This window comes from Lacipirellula limnantheis, assembly GCF_007746075.1.
Taxonomy (GTDB): Bacteria; Planctomycetota; Planctomycetia; order Pirellulales; family Lacipirellulaceae; genus Lacipirellula; species Lacipirellula limnantheis.
This window is the reverse complement of sequence record NZ_CP036339.1, coordinates 3,147,011-3,165,831: the sequence shown is the minus strand read 5'-3', so window position 1 is coordinate 3,165,831 and position 18,821 is coordinate 3,147,011. Positions and strand designations below refer to the sequence as shown.

The following is an 18,821-nucleotide window of genomic DNA, read 5'->3' as shown; positions in this document are numbered from 1 at the left end:
GCAGCATCCAAAGTTGGCGTTCATTTTTTCGAAATCACGTTGTCCCCTAGGTGGCAAGATGTCCATGCGCACTCGGTCCAATCGAAATGGTTCTCGCTGCTCGAACCCATGCCCCCGCGGCACGTTCGAAACTCTCGAAGCGCGTCTGACCCTCGCCGCAGATCTTGGCTTCGCCGGCGAGTTTTCACTCATCGGCGCGCCCGCCGACAACATCTTCAGCAGCAGCGGTCCCTACCAGACCGGCGGTGGCGGAATGGTGACTGACGCGACAGGCCACCGATATGTAACCGTCAACGGCGCGTATCGAACTAGCAGTTTTGGCGTTAACTATAGCAGCCTGAATGTGGATCTCGATCCGGGCCCAGGCGTAAGTGCAGCCACGATGACGGCCGGCCTCGTGAAGCTCGATCCCACTGGCGGCGTCGTATGGACCGCACCGCTCGCGGCGACGGGACCGGGCTCCCCCGTCGTGCGCGTACTTTCCGCCGTCGACGCCGATCAAAACGTCTACTTGGTGGGCGATTTCCGCGGCACGGTGGATATCGACCCAGGTCCGGACGTCTTAAACATCACGTCGCGGCTGGGCGGCTCGGACTATTCGTTCTATATGGCCAAGTTGAACAGTGCCGGCCAGCTTCAATGGGCGCGCACCCTCGATGCCCCGGAACTTACGCCGATGCGCATAGACGTGGACGGGGCCGGAAATCTTATCATGGCCAACAATTTTACGGCTGTCCCGACAGACCCCCCGATGGACGTCGATGCGGGACCGGGCATCGTCCCGATTCAGGCGAAGGGCATTAATGACATAGCCGTTCTCAAATATGACACCAACGGCAATTTCGTTTGGGTGCGCCAGTTTGGTAGTACGGGAACAACCTTGCAGGGTAATCCGAGCATTACGACCGACGGCCTGGGCGACGTCTACATCGCCTCTGGCTTTCGTGCCGGAACCCTCGACCTCGACCCCACCGCCGGCGTCAGCTTGGCGACCAACAGCGATGATGCGACCGATGGATTCGTCGTGCGGCTCAATTCGAACGGCGACTTCGTGTGGGGCTATGCGACCGAAGGCTTTGGCGGCGCTCAGTTCCGAGATATCGAAGTTGCCAGCGACGGGTCCATCGTGGTGGCGGGCTATCTCAAGGGCGACGTCGATTTCCAGCCTAGCAGCGGAACTCTGCAATTGACGTCGATCAGTAACGGTTCCAACGGTCTGGCGATAAAACTCAACAGCGATTCGTCAGTCGCTTGGGCGCGTCGTTTTGGCTCCCAGTCTGCCGGCCATGGGGAAACCTTGGCTGTCGACGCCGACGTCGATTCTGAAGGCAACGTCTACTTGGGCGGCTCGTTCGGCAGACTGGCCACGGCCGGCCAGACGTTCGACTTCGACCCGGGTCCCGACGTGTATGAACTCATCATGCCCTCGACGCAGGAAACGGGTTACGTTCTCAGCCTGACAGAGTCCGGCGACTATCGCTGGGCGGCTGCCCTGGGCGGCAATACGGGGCTCGCTCGGGTCCAAGGCGTCAGCGTCACGCCGGACGGCGCTGTGCAAATCTCCGGGGCGTTCGGCGGAACCGGTGATTTTAATCCCGATCCTGCAATAGAATCCTGGCTCAGCAGCAGCGGCTCGAATCAGACGGTCTTTACCGCCAAGCTGACACAATCAGAAGCCGATCCCAACGCCCCTGTGGTCGACGCTGGCCCGGGCCAATCCGTTCCCGTCAACGGCGTCGCCAATCTCCACGGAACGGTCACGGACGACGGCTTGCCGAACACGGTGACTACCGTGTGGAGCCTGCTGAGCGGGCCGGGGGCGGTCACCTTCGGAAATGCATCCGCCCTCGACACCACGGCGTCCTTCAGTGCGATCGGCGACTATCTGCTCAAGCTCGAGGCGACCGACGGGCAGTTCACGACCACGGACTACGTCCACATCATCGTGAATCCGCTGACCGCCTCGCTGACCGCCACGGCCGACGCCTATATCGACAACGGCAATGCAACGACGAACTACGGCGCTTCGGCTAGCCTGCTCGTGGACGGTAAGCCCGATGATGCCGCGCTGCTCAAGTGGAATCTGACCAGCATTCCCGCCGGCAGCACGCTCCAGTCGGCGACGTTCACCATCAATGTGACCAACGCCAGCGTCAACACGTACGAGATCTACGAGCTGAAGCGGACCTGGACGGAATCGCAGACCACTTGGAAGAAGTCGAACAGCAGCACCAATTGGCAGAGCGCCGGAGCGCAAGGGTCGTTGGACCGCGGTTCGACGGTCTTGGGCACGGTCACCGCCTCGGCCACCGGGGTGCGCACCGTAACGCTCAACGCCGCCGGACTGTCCGTGGTGCAGGGTTGGATCAACAATCCGGCGACGAACAACGGGTTCATCATTCAAGACTACGCGAACACGAACACGGATGACCTAGCGTTTAGCTCGAAGGAAGCGACCTCGGCGGCGAACCGGCCGCAACTCAGCGTGGTCTACACACCCCCCGTCATCGCCTCGCTGTCGCGTAGCGGTATCGCGGCGACAGCGCCGGCCGTGGCATCCAGTACCTTGCGTTCGAGCACGGAGACTGCCTTCGGGGCACTCGCGGGGAGGGTCGATCGGCCGATTGGCAGCCTGTCGCCGAGGGCGTCCGCGGCCATGACGGGTCCCCCCAGCACCGGCGGCAACGTCGTGGCAATGCGCATGCAGTCGGGCGCGATGGCCACAATCGCAGCCGAGAGCGCGGCCGTGGATAGCGTCCTGGCGGACTTCGGCGACGATGGCTCGCCCGGATGGGACGCCTTGTTGGATGATGAGCTGCTATTGGCTCTCGCCTCCTCGCCGTCCTTGCGAGTGGCATTTTAGCAGCCGTCTAGCGCAACACACGGGGCCAGGCAGCGGCAGGCCTGGCCCCGACGACAATGCCGATGGCTTCGTCGTGACTACAGGACAACTTGTATTTGTTCGCCAACGTTAAATCCCTCCGCGTCAGTTGCGCCGCTAGATGCGTTCAGCTCCGCTCGCAGCATAATCCACGATGACGGCAAGTTCCGAGGGACACGTTCAGCGCAAAACTGCTTGAATCGCCATCACTAATGTTATAATCCGGTCCACTGAATAGGGGAACCAAACTGAAATGGGTACTCTTCGCCAGACGATTTATCCTGTGGTGCTCTGTCGATGTTGCATTGCCTTCGTCACCGTGTGTTGGGCAGCCTCTCTGGCAAGTGCTGTCCCAATCACTATCAACAATCATAGCTTCGAAGATAAGATTTTTAGGTTGGGACATTATGGCAACGGTATTCAGGCTTGGACGGTCTATGGCGGAACTGATGTCGGAACCTGGCGTCCCACCACCGCGGAGTTCAATTTATCGACACTCGATGGAGACCAGATTGCGTATTTACATACCGGCGGTTCCGCCGCCCAACAACTAAGCACGGGATTGGTTCTCGGACAGAAATATCATCTCAGTGCACTGCTCGGCGCGCTAAGCTCAGGCTTGAACACCAAGGGAGGCTCACTGCAACTTTGGGCGGGCGGTACAGTGGCTAGCGGCAACGTCGTCGGCGGAACGATTTTGGGTAGTCTTAGCGTCGCCGACAATCAACTGACGCCAGGGTTATTCTTGCCTTTCTCCACAGAAATCACGGCCCCTTCCTCCGGTCCATTGCGAGGAGAGTTGTTGTCTGTCCGTTTCGTGTCCAATGGCGTCGAAGCAGAACTGGATAATGTCCAACTCGACGTCGAGGAGACCCCTAGTGACTTCGATTACGACGGCGACGTCGATGGCCGCGACTTTTTAATTTGGCAGCGGGGTGGATCACCTTACCCCCTAAGCGCAAGCGACCTAGCCGATTGGCGCAGCAATTTCGGGACGGGTTTGTTGGCAGCTACGAACGTCGCCGTGCCGGAGCCCTGTACTGTCTCACTGCTGATGCTGGTAATGGCTGGACGGCTCGTCAGGAACCGGACCGCTTAAGGAGTATCAAAACTCATTAGTCCGGTACAGTCTTCACTATTCGTCTGTCAGGCCGTGAGGCCGAGCGTTGAATTGTCCACGCGTAGAGGCGAGAAGGCACGCGCGGAATAACATTTTCGGGAAGGTGCTTGGTTGGCATTCACCGAACGCCCCTTGCAGCGTCGTGCTTGACTGCCAACTTTATATTGAAATATATGATGGACGTTATCTGCCCTAAGCTGCGCCGAAGAAACCAAGCAGCTAAATCGGCACTTCATGGCTCGCCGATTCCTTCGTGGTGCGTATTCGCTCGTCCTCGACCTGCGTTGTCGTAACGCGGCGGCGCCCGAGAAGCTCACGAACTTTACGAATATCGACAGACGCTTCGAGCTGCTGCGTGGCGGTTGTCGCCCGCAACGAATGCGGCGAGCAGAGGCATCGCCGGCGGCCATCTTCATCCGTACGCATCGACCCCGGCAGCTGTTCCAGATCCATATTGAGCATGTACATGGCCGTCTCGGTCATGTGCCAACTGGCAAGAACGTGGCATCGAGTGCTGCTCCGGGGTCGGAAGAGGGGGCCTGATTCAATGCCGGCCTTTTTGCAATACTCTCCGATCGCTTCAGCCGCAGCGAAATGAAGTCCAATCGTGCGACGCTTGTCGCCGTTTTTTAGCGACTCGAATCGTGGCCTCGTCTCCCTCCACGTGAAAGTCCTGCACGCAAACGCTGCAGTCGGTCCCAATGCGAGCGCCAGCGTAGAGTCAGAATCTTAGAATCGCCCGCTCAAGGAGTGCAATGACGTCATCACCTTGCGGAAGTCCCATCAACTGCCGCGCAGGGGTCGCGGTGAGGGCCTTCGTTTCGTCGACCGGATCCTTTGAAGCCCGACCGATGAACTGGGCGTGAGCCGGGTTCGGAACCACAATCGGCAGGCGCATTTTCGCGGCCACAGCCTGAAGATACTTGTAGAAGCTGGAGAAGTATGAGATCCACCGGTCGATCGTCTTGGGCGCCATGCCAGCGGCCTCCAATGTGTCGCGCCACCCCATTACGTCCGCGAGGGACACGGCGAGCATCTCGGTCGGCCCCTTGGGCCGCAGAACTCCTAGAGAGGCGCGGAAACCGATTCCCTCGACTTCTCAGTCGCATGAACCGGTGCGACGTCACGCGGCGACCTGGCAGCCTCCGCCCGCCAGACAATTGATCCTGGGCAATCGAGGCAAACTGCGGGGCGCGCATATTGAGGAATCGTGACCGCCTTCAAGCCTCAGGTGCTCGCCGCTCCCAAAAGCGAGCACGATCGCAAGCGTTTCAGCAGATTCTCTCATGGCTGCTGAAGTAAAATCGGAGTCGACGGCTCGATCGCAGCGGCGCGTTCTTTTCTGTGGAGAGTTCCAACATGACGAGCTTTCGATACCGGCGTGAACTGGAACTCCGCTGGACCGAAGTCAATCGGCAACTCGACGACCTCGCCGCCGGCAAAGCAGCGGCGAGCGACGTCGGTGTCGCTGAACTGGAAGAAATTCTCTTGGACCTTCGCCAAGACCTCGAGGAAAAGCTGACCGAGGACTTCGCGTATCGTCACCGTCACGGTTGCGTCTAGCGGTGCCGGAAGCGAGTGTCCACTTCAGCCAGGACGCCGTTGCGGCGGGGCTCCGTCAAGACATCATGGCCGGGGTCGCCGCTCCACTGGGCAACGAAAGTTCGAGGGCTGGCCGGACCTCTGGATGAGCGCGCCGCGACGTCGAGTCTGTGGCGGGCGAGACCCGCAGCCGCAGCAGGGTCGCCATCACGTCGCCGACGTGCTGAATGCCGGGGGGAAGCGGTTGGCGATCGTCGCAGTTCGTCACTGTTGGCAATGGTCAGTCTCCCCAAGGGCGATTCTCAGCCCATTATAGACCGACATGGACAGGTGTCCAGCATTCGATTTTGAGTAGCGGGAAGTGATGCGCTACTCTGGGCTGTCCTGCTGTCAGAACCTCCTCTGGGTAGAAGTCCCTTACCGTGCCCCGCTCTCGCGGAGAGACCTTTCACCCGGCTTCCGGGCGAGAACGGCGGTTCCATCCAGCGGTTTTTTGGGCGTCGTCAACGTGGCTAGCTCTCTCGGGAATGCAGCATCGCGAGTCTTCACAGCTAGCCGAAGACGCTTTTTCAAGTCGCGGGCTCACTGATTCTCGCCCCCTGAAGCCGCGACTTGAGGTAGTAACTACGCGGACATTCTCTGGCGTCGCACCGGCGAGGGAGCGCTGAGCGGCGCCTACGGCGCTCGCGGCGGCCTTTCAGCACGAGGCATGCCGCCCCTGGCGCTGGCGGCCGCGGTACCCGTCCGTTTCCCGCGCAGGGTGACGTCGTGTAACGATCAGCGGTCGCTGCAACGCTGCTTGTCGCCGGCGCTCGCGACCGACCGACGGGGAGCCTTGAGATCATTAGTCAGGTGGGGTGAAGTCGGGCTCGAAGCAGGTTCGCTGCTTCGCTGCGACAATCGCTAGCCGCTGTCCGGCAGCTCCCCCCTGCATTCAAGTCGGCTGCCGAAACAGAAAGCTCGAATGTGGACGCCCCAGCAAAGGGGCACGAACGGATTCTGCAAAGACCGATGCTTCAGCCTGAAGAAGATCTTTCCCCAGCGGCGCTTCGCACGCCGTTTGCAATCCTAATAAAAGTGGTAATGCACTCCGCCACCACCGAAACCGCCATAACCGTAGCCGCCAACGATCGGCCGCGTCAGCAGGTTATTTACCGTGGAGGCGCGCGCATCGCTTTTCTGGAGACCGTCTTGTTGCGCGAACTGCTGCTGTTGGGTGATGGAACTCTCGGCCGTCGCCGCGGCCTGGTTGGCGTCCGCGTTGACATTGGCATAAGACTGCTTGAGTTGCTGATTCATGGCCATCGCGCGCTGGACGTCGCCCTGCCGTTGCAGGTTGAAGGCGGCGTGCTCTTGCTGCCGAATTTCTTCTTCGTGCTGGAATTTGAGCAGGAACAGCTTCATTTGCTTGGCTGAGAGATTGGCCAACTCTGCCTGATGCTCTTTCGCTTCCTCCGGCGTGACCTTCACCGACGTCGCGTCGTGCTCTTGAAGCCATGCGCGGGCGCGCAGCATTTCGGGACTGTCCCAAATCTTCGCCCGTTCAGCCTCGGCGGTTGTCGTCGAGCTGGTGGCCGTTGGGGCGGGGGGCGATTTTGCGGCGGACGTGGCCGGAGCGACCGATTGACCGCTGGCGACGCTCCACGAACTCATTCCCACGGCCGCCGTTAATAGCAAGGCGACGATCAGACGCTTCATCTCACGACTCCTCGAAACTATTTCATTGCCGGGCGGCGGGGCGCGGGCGGCGCGCCCCTGAGTTGGCACGCATTCCACCACTTTCAGTCTCACTAAACATAGCTTGACTCTTCACCCTTCGGTCGATGTCCGTTTGTGCCGAATATGTGGATATTCACGTATTGCCCAGGAACCCCGTGCCTGGCATCGCGTCGACCGGGCGAGAGTCGCGTCATGCCGCTGCACATTGAGAAACTGGGCGCGACGGGCGCGGCTGACGTCACGGAGATCAACTAGCCGGGAGTGGCGTCGTCATCGGCGGTCTCCTGTACGTTTTGACGCAGCCAATTGCTTTCTTTCGGCGGCGCGGGCGTGTCTTTCTCCGATGCGACTGCGTTTCGGACGCGACCTCGGCTGAGGGGGGTGCGTAAAACGATGCGAGAAGATTGGCCGCGTTCCGCGCTGAGAATCAACTCGGTCGCGGCAGCACGCAAGAGCGAAACGCTGGTTAGGCCATTGCCAGAACCGGGCGCGTTGTTCTCGCGAGGCGACATAAAACGCCGTCGGTGCGACGAACACGTCCTGCCCGAGGGCCGAATCGCCGCTTGGACCTCGTCGTATTGACGTCGCTGCCGTTTCTACGAGCGTTCCAAGTTGCGAGCCGTTCACGAAGCGAGCATTTCATGACCATTAGCTGCCAACGCGTTATCAAGAGCGTCGCGTTGGCCATTGTTGCCTGAACGAATCGGCTGCACGCCAGAGGCCGCATGGGCAACGCCGCTCGCCGCTGGGGATTTCGGCTAGCGCCGCACTGGCAAAATGCTAGACTTCGTGAGTGGAGCCAGAAGGACTGGGGGTCGTTGGACGAGCGCTAATCGGTACGAGTTTTGCAGAGCTAACCTCGACGCATCTTGACGAGGAAGCAACCATGTCCGCTATCGGGCGCAAATTCGAACTCCCGTTCGTCAGCAGAGTGTTCAGCAACGTGGGGGCGATGTACGGGTCGCCGATGATGCGCGAACACCAGGAGAGCGAGCCTGAGCCAATCGAAACGCTGCAGTCATCAGAGTCGCCCTCGGGCTGGCTCGATCTTCGGGAGGCCGTCCGAGGGTGGGGATTCTTCAGCCTGTTGGCGGTTAGCGTCGCGGTGACGCTAAAGCTGATGTTCTGGCTGTTCTCGGCGTTATTCTTCTGAGCGTTTTGATTGCCGGGCAATCGACTTTAACGACTGAACGCCAAACCCATGGCAATCAGATCGATTCACCCCGGCGGCAGTGCCTGGTCGAGCGTTTCTGCAGGCGACCCAAGTAGGGTCCAACGCGCCCCAGCTGAGAGCGCCCCTCTTGCGGTATCGGTTGAGCTTCAGCACCTTCGGAAGCTGCGGGAAGCTGAGCGCCGCCCAATGCGGCAGTGCGGCGCGTTCCAGAGAGTCGCGAGGGGATTGATCGGACTGAGCGCGCGTTGCTACCCGTCCGCCGTGAGCAGTGGCTAAAACTTAGCACGGCGCCGGCGTCTGCCCGCAAGAATGCTCGTTGCCGCGACGGTTAGCAGACAAGCAGATGAGGGTTCAGGCACGCTGAGAACGGTGACTTCGCTGCTCGGAATCGCAGATGCATGACTCTTCCAAAGGACTAAATCAGCTTGATTCACCAGTCCGTCGCCATTCGCATCGGCGCCGCTCAGCGGAATGACAGCGCTGCCGAACTGGCGCTGCCAAGCCAAAAAGTCGGCGCCGTCGACCTTTAGATTTCCATCGAAGTCGCCCACCGGCCCCAGCACTTCGTGGACGGCAGGAGACGTTTCGAGAGCGGCGATCAACTGGACGTCCTCAACACGCGTCGTCGAAGCGCTGTTGCTAAATATTTGGATGTTTAGGCCCACCGCTTGTCGAAAGGTCTGAGTTTGGTCTGGCCCCGTCCAAGCAACCGCCTCAGGCTGGGGAATTAAATCATCAATGACGATGATCGTTTCGCCGGCGGCGTTAATGGTGCCTTGCTGCGAAAAGGTGTAAATCTCGCTGATCTTCGACACTGAATGCGTAACTGAGTATTTGATTGAGTCGCCCGGCGCGATCACGGCCCTAAAGCGAAGCTGGGTTTCGGCATAGAAGGCATTGTCGACGCCATTTTGTGACGGCAGAAATAACTGGTCGGCGACCAGATTCATGTTCAAAGCCGACGGGGAGCCCGCCAGGCCGCCCGAAACGGCGAATGTCTCCACGAACCCAATGGCGCCGGCCGTGGTAGGGAGCACGTGGCTGCGCAGGGTTGCCGAAACTTGGCCCGTAAGCTGGTCGCTCTTGAGTGGGCCGCTCGCGGTGACGCTCGTTGGGGAGCTGACTCCTCCCAGCTGCTCGTAGATGATCGGCGCCGCGCCCGGAAGGTCGGTTGTCCCGGCGACTGATGCCGCCGCGGCCGTATTGATTACATCCGCTCCAGCAAACTGGCCAGCCGACGATAACTGCGCAATGCTCACGCAGAACGCCGAGCTCATTAGAGCCGCCACTGCAATTGAAATCCTAGCCATTTTTGGGGTCTGCTCCGCCTTGCTTGATTGCGCCCCTGCCCTAACGTCGCTCACCTCATCATACACAAAACACGGCAAATTTGATTGCCGAGCAGCGATCTGGCTCCCCGTCGCCGCCTTCATGCCTATGCCGAACCGGCATTTACGGCAAAATCACAAACAAATCCCGGTTAAAACAGCGTTTCACTGGGTTGTCATGTAACCTCTGCGAAGTGCTGCCGCCATGAACTACCGCCGAACGAGCAGCAGCTGGGCACAAAAAAAGCGGCCGCCGGACTTACCAGCGGCCGCGAAAAATGTTCGTTTGCTTCTCGTTACCTAAGCGACAAAGCGACGGCCAGCCGCGACGCCAGCGAGGCCTAAGCCGCCCCATAAGAGCAGCGTCGCCGGCTCTGGAACAGCCGGGGCCTGAAGCAACGTAAACGTTGCCTCGACAGTTGCACCGTAGTCTCTACCCGACCTGAACGTGAAGCCAGGACCAGGATTAAATACTTCGTCGCTCAACGTGACCTGCAGCTTACCATCTCCATTCGGCCCGAAGCTCAGGATAAACGGGCCGTTGTTCCAATCGAGCACGCCGCCCGAAGCGAAGAAAATTGTTGCGCCGTAGGTCTCGCCCGACACGCCGCCCCCAAAGGTTGGAGCAGGCTGGCTGAAATTGAACGAGACAGACGCATTTTGCGGCGATGCGTCATCCAGGTTCCAGGCTGCTTCGTCCGTCCAGATCCGGAAAAGATCACCTGTCACTGACTGCCCTACATCCAGTGAGAAGGACTCCAAAGTCGGCGAAATGACGCTTGAATCTGTGTTGATCAGCAACCCAGGTCCAGCCGAGTGAGTAGAAACCGAAAACGAATCAAGCTCGAATTGGATCGACGCAAAACTCTCGGCAGGCGACGCTGACAAGCAAACGGCAGTCAGCAGCGCCACAACGGCACCAACTCTATTGCGGGAGAGAAACTTCATCTTAGTTCCATGTTCGGATTTTGTTTTATGCCTGAGAAGCGGACTCGGTCGTACTTTTATGAGAAGTTCCACTTCTCCGCCAAACAGAATCAGCCTAACGCCAAGTCTTCAGGGACTTCGTTGGTCACGTGGCACCCAGCTCCATATCACAGGAACACGCCACACTGAAGCTTTGTTGAAAATCGAACCTGCGGCGGGGAATACCCCGCCGCAGGTTCGCAGGAAGACCTGACTAAGAGCGACGGCGGTAAGCGGCCCAGCCCAGCAGGCTAAGTCCTGACCAAACAGCAATCGTCGTGGCTTCGGGTACGTTACCGATGGCGACGTTGTCAACTTCAAACGCCAACGTAGTGGGATTATTAGTAAGCACTACCTTGTTGAAAGCTACGTCGGAAACAAAATTGACGTAGGCAGTACCATCTATACCCTGTTTGCCGACCGCAGGCGCGAACACGTCGCTGCCAGTGAACGACTTCGTACCACCATTTACGTCGTAAAACGTAATAACGTTGTACGAATCGACAGAGCCCCACAAGATGCCAAAATACGTCGAGGGCGCGAATTGCAAAGTCACACTGCCAGTGCTACCAGCACTAAGAAACTTCGTCGTGTCTGCAGCTGGTACGGTTTGCGAACCAAATCCAGCGCCATTGCTACCAGAAAGGAATGGGGCAGCGGCAACGTTAGAAGCCGTTGGAGGGACTTGAGCGACTTGAGCATTGGCTAACATCGACACTGTTACAACGCCGCCCGACAGAACGCCCACCGGGACGCTCCCCGCTGCACCAAGATCATCAAAATTCGCGAACGATGTCGCGTACGGCGCAAGAGGACCGGCTCCAATACCACTACTTGGGTGTACTTGAATCGAGGCGTCCACGTTCGTCGCCATAGTGCATGCTGCCAGAAAGGCGACCAAGCTGCATAACTTTTTCATAGTAAATCTCCTCAAAATAAGAGTCGCAAGAAAGTATGACCAACACAGTGGTTCGCGCACACGCAAAACCAAACTGCAGGCACCAGGGCCGGCATAATTACACCGACAACCTAGCCCGACGAGGTCACGACGCTTGCGGCGGCCTGAGGAGTTCGTTGCCGGGAGGTGAAGGGAGAGCGACTTGACGCTCCCCGGACACCCAGCCCGCAACAGCCGGATCACAAAGAATGTTCGCAGGAACGTAGACCAGCGCAGCGGTGACGCTTGTCCCTGCAAACGATGATGAACCTGAAGTGGATGACGTGCTGTTTGAGCCCGGTTGGCCCATGAGCAACGTCAACGCTCGTCCAGTGAAAGGGGTCTCTGTGTTCTGATCGCCGGACGAGGACTTGGATTCGCAGGAATGACTCGTGCCTGCCCCAGAGCCTGATGCTTCTAAGGAGAATTCCGGGACCACGGGACCAACGATGCTCGCTTCAGCCTCCGAAGCACCTGAGACGATGAAGACGGCTACAAACAACCCGACAATGCACCGCGCCACCAGCGGGTGAAGTCGAAGTCGATTGCTGATAAATTCCGGCGTCATCATCGTCTCATGCGGGAAACCGAAGCGCTCGCTCTCTTGGGCACATCATAACCGAAACAGTTCCTGTTATGCAATTAAAAGCAGTGAAAATTCATGTATAAATTTATAAGGGATAGAAAAACGGCACGATCACTGCAACTCTCGTTACCGCAATGAGTTGCATCATTTCTCCGCACGCTGTTCTCCCGCCCACCAAAATCGAGCAGCCGTTTTGGTCCGCCCATGGCCAGCTGCTGGACCTCGAGTTATCAACGACCGCAAGCAGCAATCCCCAACAACATTAACTCTGGACACTCGAAGACAGCGAGCCGCGCCGGCGGAGCGCTCTTTGCACTCCGCCGGCTTCCCGCACTACACCGCATTTCACGACAAACTACGTTTGCGATAGGCCAAGCCGGCGCCGAGGAAAGTCAAGATCGACCAGACGGCGACAGTAGAGGCTTCGGGAACCGCATACAGCATGCTTTGCTTGTGCGTTCCATCCAGAGTGATTGGGTTCAAAATCCTAATCTGGTCAGCTTTCGCCTTTGCCGCGGCATAGTTTGTATTGAATGCAGCTATGGCGTCGTTAACCCAAGTTAACGCCAGTCCATTGGCCACGGCTAGCGGGGAGCTGTCGGGCTTCGTGACTTGGCTCCAAATTGCCTCTTGAACCTCCTCACCATCGTTTGGCGTCCATCCCGCGAGACCACCATGCCCGAATTGATAGTAGATCCACTTTGCGGTATCTCCCACCACGTTGTTTGCACTGGTCGTAGGATTCGCAGCGCTGGAGTGCAGCAAATATTTGCGGTTGTCAAGTTCAACGAACTCTTGAGTCTCTACACAGAAGGTTTCCCACTGCTGAAGCAAGGTGCCGTCATTTGTATAGATCGAGCCCAGAAAGCCGCTGTTTCCTCCACTGGGATCAACAGCGCCTGTGACGAAACTTATCTTCGTCGAATTTGGCACGAGATTGCTGGGATTTAGCGAAATGTTGATTGATGCATGGCTGAGCTGTGGGAAACAGCAGGAGCCGCCGATTAGGGCAATAGCAAATAAGTATTTCATTAAAAGTCCTCTTCAATAAACCCATTTCGAGAAAAAATGGTATGACCGAAAACCAGTTGGTGCATAAACGCGACCAGAGGGTTGAACGTGCTCGGCGTCACACACTTAAAGTTGCGAGCCAGCGCGCGTCCATACGGGTCACGACGCTTGCGGCGGCCTGAGGAGTTCGTTGCCGGGAGGTGAAGGGAGAGCGACTTGACGCTCCCCGGACACCCAGCCCGCAACAGCCGGATCACAAAGAATGTTCGCAGGAACGTAGACCAGCGCAGCGGTAACGCTTGTCCCTGCAAACGATGATGAACCTGAAGTGGATGACGTGCTGTTTGAGCCCGGTTGGCCCATGAGCAACGTCAACGCTCGTCCAGTGAAAGGGGTCTCTGTGTTCTGATCGCCGGACGAGGACTTGGATTCGCAGGAATGACTCGTGCCTGCCCCAGAGCCTGATGCTTCTAAGGAGAATTCCGGGACCACGGGACCAACGATGCTCGCTTCAGCCTCCGAAACACCTGAGACGATGAAGACGGCTACAAACAACCCGACAATGCACCGCGCCACCAGCGGGTGAAGTCGAAGTCGATTGCCCTTGCGATGGGGTGTCAAAATCGGGCCTTTCGGGACTCTGCGCAAAGCTTACAGGTTGAATTTTAACAGGCAGATTTGCCAACGGCAAGGTTTTTGCTCAGGGCGATGTGGCCAAAACAGCTTTTCCGCCTACAGCTGCATTACCCCGAAATTTGTTGAGAATGACGGATACACACCCCCCATTAGCGCCTGAAGGCCATCCACGGGACATTCCCTGACGCTTAGACGCTGTAGTGCGACAACGTCTTATCTAGTTATCTAGTTTGCGGTGTGGAAGAATCCAACATTTGCTAGTTATGATGGGTTTATGAAACAAGAAGCCCTTCTCCGACAAGTCCGCGCGACCTGCCCCGAATGCGATGGGAGTGGCAAGGCAGTTCGCGTCGAACGCCCGTTCCCGAACGTCCGCATCATCCGCTTTAGACAATGCGAAAAGTGTCGTAAATCTGAGTGATTAGGTTGCGGACATCGCTCCTGCCACCAACTATCGCCGAGCTAACAGCGAGTCATTGGTTCTGGATAGCTGCGACTATCGTTTTCATTGCGGCCGTCACATGAATCTCCCTGAGTGGGCGTTGAAGCCATAACGGCGCCCTGCTGTGAACGGCGCCCCTGCGCATCGAACGCCGCTAAAGAAGCTTGCCGGACGCCCGCCCCCCCTTGCCAATCCGTGTGCCACAGCGGTATTTGCACGTCGAGCGTGATTGCTTGCGGCAGAAACTGTATTGAGCCAAGAAGAATGGCGACGAACAGCATCCGAATAATGCAGCGCAAAGACGTGCGGGGGCATCGAATCGGCGACGATTGGTCGTTTTGTGGGCAGCTGCACCCCCTCAAACGCAAGAATGACGTTGTAAGTAGTCTGCCGATGGACCACTTCACTGTAACACTTGCAAATATTGGATAGTTTACTCCGTACTACTTGCTCGCAATTGACCAACAGCGGCCCCCCGGTGCCGAAGTCGGCCTGAGAGCCAGTCCTCGGCCGCCCTCAGGGTGACGGAACGGCCGCGGCCCCGTCGGTCGTGCGAACTTTTCTGTAACCGCTCTCTGCCCTCTTATCCTCTCCAATATTTTTGGCGATCTGCGCGGCCGCCCTCTTGTTGGCTTGGCGGCTGCAAATTCCGTGTGGCTGCGATTTCGTTCGCCAATCCTGCTCGCTGATTGGCTTAGCAGCGGCTTGGTTTGGACCGGGCCGCTGAAATCATCAAGCTCCTATGCTAGGGGATGAACGTGCAAGCCGTTTTTCCACATCACCGACGCCCATCTGCAGACGATTACCAATTTGACGGTTCTGATGGGGGCGGTGTTTGCGGTAATTCGTCGCGAACATTGGCGGCATTCACGTCGCTGACGTGCAATGCGAAGAAAACTTGAAAAACAACCACCCGGGCCGCCCTGGGGCTGTTCTTCGTTCACGACAACTTCTGCTGCAAGCATCGAGCCTGAAAGGGGCGAAGCCAGCCATGGCGCTCGGATTGGCAACGGACAGCGACCGCGAGCTGGCTTCAGGTCATGGGCTGAGCCACGACAATAAGAAAAGCAATGCCAATCAGCGAGGCCGCTGTCGGTCGTTCACGAAGATCCAGACGACGACCACAAAAAAGACAATGGCCGCGGGTATCCAAACCCAAGGGCTCGCCGTTAGTTCTGTAAATCTGTTGGGGGGGAACCTGGGGGCAACACCCATCAATTTAACCATAAAACCCCCAGCAGAATTCTTTGCCCCACCAGTTAGACATTTCGGCCTCGTGTTTAACAACGACCTCCATGGGTTTCTGCGGCAACTTCAGTTGTCGCAACTACCGGTCCTACTCTCGACTCCGATGCCGCGCCTCGGCCATCATTCGGCGTCGCTGTTCGTGCAGCCCCGCGAGGTTGCCCCGTAGAACTTGATCGGCCACAGTCAGCCTGGCGCTGAGTGTAATCGGTACTCGTTGTGCTGCATGTTAAATCCCGCGAAAACGTCCCGCACCTGCAGCAGGTGCGTCAGCTCCTGGCCATTCAGGGCTTAGCGTAGCGTACGGCTCGACCGCTCGATGATCCCGTTCACCTCGGGGTAGTGCGGCTAGATCCAATGATACGCCAGGTTATGCTCGTTTAGTACGCCGCGGAACTCCCGCGAAACGTAGCAACTGCCGTTGTCGCTCATCACCCGCGGCATCTCCATCGGCGGAAGCTGTGACCGCCATTCCAAAAACGTAGCGCGCGGCTGGAGGTCTGGCGCCCGAATTCTGTAGCGCACAACCGTGCATTGTTTCGAGTTTGCGACACTGGGATCATCGTGGCAGCCGGCCGCAGGCCGGTTGCCGTCACTGATTACTGAGTGCTCGTGAAGCGAGGCGTGCCAGGAGTGCTACGTAATATGGAGAAGTGGGCTGAGATCCGTCGCCGCGTATTAACTGGCGAGCTTAGTCGGCGGCAAGCGTGTCGCGAATACAAGTTGCACTGGGAGACAATTCAGAAGGTCCTGGCGTACGTCGAGCCGCCCGGCTACCGGCACGCCACGTCCCGGCCGCGGCCGAAGATGGAGCGCTTCCTGCCGCTGATCGCCGAGATTCTCGTGAGCGACGCGAAGGCGCCGAAGAAGCAGCGCCACACGGCGCAGCGGATCTTCGACCGGCTGGTTGCGGAGCACGCCTTCGACGGCTGTTACTCCAGCGTCAAGGAAGCTGTCCGCCAGTGGCGGCAAGGGAGCCAAGAAGTCTTCCTGCCGCTCTCCCATCCTCCCGGCGAAGCGCAAGTCGACTTCGGCTTCGCCGAGGTCGACGTCGCTGGCGAGCGGATCAAGGCGGCGTTGTTCGTGATGACGCTCCCCTACTCGGACGCCGTCTTCATTCAGGCGTTCCCCCGAGAGTGCACCGAGGCCTTTCAAGAAGGTCATCGACGGGCGTTTGAGTTCTTTGGCGCCGTCCCGACGCGGATCAGCTACGACAACAGCCGCGTGGCGATCGCCAAGATCACCGGCAGCCGCAGCCGGCAGCTAACCAGCGAGTTCCTCCGGCTGCAGAGCCATTACCTGTTCCAAGCGCACTTCTGCCTGGTGCGCCGAGCCAATGAGAAGGGGAAGGTCGAAGGGCTCGTCGGGTTTACCCGCCGCAACTTCCTCGTCCCCGTGCCGCGCGTCGAGTCGCTGGAGACGCTCAACGCCGAACTCTTCCAACGTTGCGATCGAGACCTCGACCGGACGCTCCGCGGCAAGGAGGGTTCGAAGCGCGAACTGCTCGCCGCAGATCGACAAGCGATGCTTGACCTGCCGCGGCAGTCGTTCGACGCCCGCCGCGTGACTCAAGCGTCGGCCAATTCGCTGTCGCTGGTAAAGTTCGATACGAACCGCTACAGCGTCCCCGTGAAGCATGCTCACCGGCCGATCACGATCGTGGCGACGGTCGACGAGGTTCGGCTGATTGACGGCGACCGATTGGTCGCTCGCCACGGCCGCTCTTGGAAGCGGGAGCAGGACCTGTTCGATCCGGTCCACTACCTGGCGCTACTTGAGAAGAAGCCGGGAGGCTTCGATCATGCCAAGCCGCTCCAGGAGTGGGACTTGCCAGAGTGTTTCGCCGCGCTCCGCCGGCTGTTGGAGACGGAGCCGGGCGGCTTGGGAACGCGCGAGTTCATCCGCGTCTTGCGACTCTTGGAAGGGTGCTCTCTGGAGCAACTCCAGGATGCCGTCGAGTACGCTCTCGACATCGGCGTCCATGACGCCGATGCGATTCGCGTGATCGTCGAGCACCGTCGCGAAGCGCCGGTGGCGCTCTTCTCGCTTGACGGTCGGCCCCATCTGCGGCTGGTCGACGTTGGCCAGACTGACGTTTCGGCCTACCAGGCCCTGCTGACGGAGGGCGCCTCATGAGCAAGACCGAAACGAAGAGTACGGTGCTGGTGAAGCATCATCTCAAGCAGCTCAAACTGCCGACGATGCAGAGCGAGTGCGAGAAGACGGCCGCTCGCGCGGCGAAAGAGAATCTTGATCACTTGGCCTATCTCCTCGCCCTCTGCGAGGCGGAACTCGTTGATCGGGAACGACGCGCCGCCGAGCGGCGCCTCAAGGCCGCCCGCTTCCCGGCGACCAAGACGCTCCAGGAGTTCGACTTCGACCTCCAGCCGTCGGTCAACAAGCCGTTAGTCTTGGAGTTGGCCAAGGGAGATTGGATCGACCAGCGCGAGAATCTGCTGCTGGTCGGCGCCAGCGGCACGGGGAAGACCCATCTCGCCACGGCGCTCGCGCTGTCCGCCTGTCTGCAAGGCCGCAAGGTACGGTTCTTTCGGGTCACCGAGCTGATCGCCATGCTGTTCGAAGCCAGGGATGACAAGCAGCTGCTCAAGTTCCGCTCGCAGTTGGCCAAGCTCGATCTGGTCGTCCTCGACGAACTGGGCTACGTTCCCGCCAGTAAGGCGGGCGCCGAGCTGTTGTTCGACGTCATCGGCGCGGCCTACGAGCGCCATAGTCTCGTGGTCACCACCAATCTGTCGTTCGAGCACTGGACCGAGGTCTTGGGAAGCGAGCGGCTCACCGGCGCGGCGCTCGACCGCCTCACCCATCGTTGCCATATCCTCGAAACCAAAGGCGAGAGCTATCGGCTCAAGGACGCACGCCGGCGTCGTCGATCTAACGACAAGGAGTCTACGGCAACGGCCTGACGCGGGAGGGCCTGTATCATTCCCGCACCTCAACTAGCGCTACAGTTTCGGGGCGCCGCGCGCTACGTTTTTAGAATGGCGGTCACAGAAGCGCCCCCCCCCGATCCCGGAGGAATCTTTCGACTTCCGCTTCGGCTTCCACGCTTACCGTGTTTCCGTCATCGCTCCGCATCAGCGCGTGATGCACGATCATCCGCCGAGTACTTGTCCAAGAACGTTACCAGCTAATTCGTCCGGCCGCCGATCTGTACGTTCACCAGATCGGTCGCCAGAATCTCGTATGCTTCTTCCTTATCCGCCACTGACACAT

The 18,821-nt window shown here is 58.9% G+C and carries 14 protein-coding genes; 7 read left to right on the top strand and 7 right to left on the bottom strand.

Features of this window, described 5'->3' with window-relative positions:
- The first annotated feature begins 58 nt into the window (after positions 1-58).
- Together I41_RS12295 and I41_RS12290 are read left to right on the top strand one after the other, a co-directional pair.
- Entirely contained in the window at positions 59-2,863 is a 2,805-nt protein-coding gene (locus tag I41_RS12295; protein WP_145432971.1) for a DNRLRE domain-containing protein, read from the top strand.
- Between the two features lie 271 nt (positions 2,864-3,134).
- A complete protein-coding gene (locus I41_RS12290; RefSeq protein ID WP_145432970.1) occupies positions 3,135-3,980 on the top strand; it encodes a hypothetical protein in 846 nt (281 codons plus the stop codon).
- Positions 3,981-4,220: 240 nt separating this feature from the next.
- Here the strand turns inward: I41_RS12290 and I41_RS12285 are convergent, their stop codons facing one another.
- Together I41_RS12285 and I41_RS12280 are read right to left on the bottom strand one after the other, a co-directional pair.
- The gene (locus tag I41_RS12285) at positions 4,221-4,703 is read right to left on the bottom strand and encodes a tyrosine-type recombinase/integrase (protein WP_168206853.1); all 483 of its coding nucleotides are present in this window, start codon (positions 4,701-4,703) and stop codon (positions 4,221-4,223) included.
- Between the two features lie 19 nt (positions 4,704-4,722).
- Entirely contained in the window at positions 4,723-4,977 is a 255-nt protein-coding gene (locus tag I41_RS12280) for a hypothetical protein (RefSeq protein WP_168206852.1), read from the bottom strand.
- Positions 4,978-5,360: 383 nt separating this feature from the next.
- On the opposite strand from I41_RS12280, the gene I41_RS12275 reads away from it, so the two are divergent.
- Positions 5,361-5,564, top strand: a complete 204-nt coding sequence (locus I41_RS12275) for a hypothetical protein (RefSeq protein ID WP_145432967.1) — start codon at positions 5,361-5,363, stop codon at positions 5,562-5,564.
- 1,047 nt (positions 5,565-6,611) lie between these two features.
- Here the strand turns inward: I41_RS12275 and I41_RS12270 are convergent.
- On the bottom strand, positions 6,612-7,058 hold the full coding sequence (locus I41_RS12270) for a hypothetical protein (protein ID WP_145432966.1): 447 nt from the start codon (positions 7,056-7,058) through the stop codon (positions 6,612-6,614).
- Between the two features lie 1,090 nt (positions 7,059-8,148).
- Here I41_RS12270 and I41_RS12265 point away from each other — a divergent pair.
- Positions 8,149-8,415 carry a hypothetical protein gene (locus I41_RS12265; protein ID WP_145432965.1) on the top strand — a complete coding sequence of 89 codons (267 nt, stop codon included), beginning with the start codon at positions 8,149-8,151 and terminating at the stop codon, positions 8,413-8,415.
- A gap of 293 nt (positions 8,416-8,708) precedes the next feature.
- Here the strand turns inward: I41_RS12265 and I41_RS12260 are convergent, their stop codons facing one another.
- From I41_RS12260 to I41_RS12245, 4 genes are all read right to left on the bottom strand, one after another.
- Complete coding sequence (locus I41_RS12260) at positions 8,709-9,713, bottom strand: dockerin type I domain-containing protein (RefSeq protein WP_145432964.1); 1,005 nt, start codon at positions 9,711-9,713, stop codon at positions 8,709-8,711.
- A gap of 351 nt (positions 9,714-10,064) precedes the next feature.
- On the bottom strand, positions 10,065-10,712 hold the full coding sequence (locus I41_RS12255) for a PEP-CTERM sorting domain-containing protein (RefSeq protein ID WP_145432963.1): 648 nt from the start codon (positions 10,710-10,712) through the stop codon (positions 10,065-10,067).
- A gap of 232 nt (positions 10,713-10,944) precedes the next feature.
- On the bottom strand, positions 10,945-11,649 hold the full coding sequence (locus tag I41_RS12250; protein ID WP_145432962.1) for an Npun_F0296 family exosortase-dependent surface protein: 705 nt from the start codon (positions 11,647-11,649) through the stop codon (positions 10,945-10,947).
- A 949-nt stretch (positions 11,650-12,598) separates the two neighbouring features.
- Positions 12,599-13,285, bottom strand: coding sequence for a hypothetical protein (locus I41_RS12245; RefSeq protein ID WP_145432961.1), 687 nt, complete (start codon positions 13,283-13,285; stop codon positions 12,599-12,601).
- Between the two features lie 1,937 nt (positions 13,286-15,222).
- Here I41_RS12245 and I41_RS12240 point away from each other — a divergent pair.
- The 3 genes from I41_RS12240 (at position 15,223) to istB (ending at position 18,511) form a co-directional block, all read left to right on the top strand.
- Complete coding sequence (locus I41_RS12240; RefSeq protein WP_210421183.1) at positions 15,223-15,756, top strand: hypothetical protein; 534 nt, start codon at positions 15,223-15,225, stop codon at positions 15,754-15,756.
- Between the two features lie 476 nt (positions 15,757-16,232).
- Positions 16,233-17,723, top strand: coding sequence for an IS21 family transposase (gene istA, locus I41_RS12235; protein WP_210421182.1), 1,491 nt, complete (start codon positions 16,233-16,235; stop codon positions 17,721-17,723).
- Complete coding sequence (istB, locus tag I41_RS12230) at positions 17,720-18,511, top strand: IS21-like element helper ATPase IstB (protein WP_145431288.1); 792 nt, start codon at positions 17,720-17,722, stop codon at positions 18,509-18,511. Before istA ends, istB begins: the two co-directional genes overlap by 4 nt.
- Positions 18,512-18,821: the final 310 nt, after the last annotated feature.

What these genes read in the sequence shown, in the direction of transcription:
- I41_RS12295 (WP_145432971.1), top strand. Translation starts at nt 59, where the DNA reads ATGTCCATGCGCACTCGGTCCAATCGAAATGGTTCTCGCTGCTCGAAC.
- I41_RS12290 (WP_145432970.1), top strand. Translation starts at nt 3,135, where the DNA reads ATGGGTACTCTTCGCCAGACGATTTATCCTGTGGTGCTCTGTCGATGT.
- I41_RS12280 (WP_168206852.1), bottom strand. Translation starts at nt 4,977, where the DNA reads ATGGCGCCCAAGACGATCGACCGGTGGATCTCATACTTCTCCAGCTTC.
- I41_RS12275 (WP_145432967.1), top strand. Translation starts at nt 5,361, where the DNA reads ATGACGAGCTTTCGATACCGGCGTGAACTGGAACTCCGCTGGACCGAA.
- I41_RS12270 (WP_145432966.1), bottom strand. Translation starts at nt 7,058, where the DNA reads ATGCTGCGCGCCCGCGCATGGCTTCAAGAGCACGACGCGACGTCGGTG.
- I41_RS12265 (WP_145432965.1), top strand. Translation starts at nt 8,149, where the DNA reads ATGTCCGCTATCGGGCGCAAATTCGAACTCCCGTTCGTCAGCAGAGTG.
- I41_RS12260 (WP_145432964.1), bottom strand. Translation starts at nt 9,713, where the DNA reads ATGAGCTCGGCGTTCTGCGTGAGCATTGCGCAGTTATCGTCGGCTGGC.
- I41_RS12255 (WP_145432963.1), bottom strand. Translation starts at nt 10,712, where the DNA reads ATGAAGTTTCTCTCCCGCAATAGAGTTGGTGCCGTTGTGGCGCTGCTG.
- I41_RS12250 (WP_145432962.1), bottom strand. Translation starts at nt 11,649, where the DNA reads ATGAAAAAGTTATGCAGCTTGGTCGCCTTTCTGGCAGCATGCACTATG.
- I41_RS12245 (WP_145432961.1), bottom strand. Translation starts at nt 13,285, where the DNA reads ATGAAATACTTATTTGCTATTGCCCTAATCGGCGGCTCCTGCTGTTTC.
- istA (WP_210421182.1), top strand. Translation starts at nt 16,233, where the DNA reads ATGGAGAAGTGGGCTGAGATCCGTCGCCGCGTATTAACTGGCGAGCTT.
- istB (WP_145431288.1), top strand. Translation starts at nt 17,720, where the DNA reads ATGAGCAAGACCGAAACGAAGAGTACGGTGCTGGTGAAGCATCATCTC.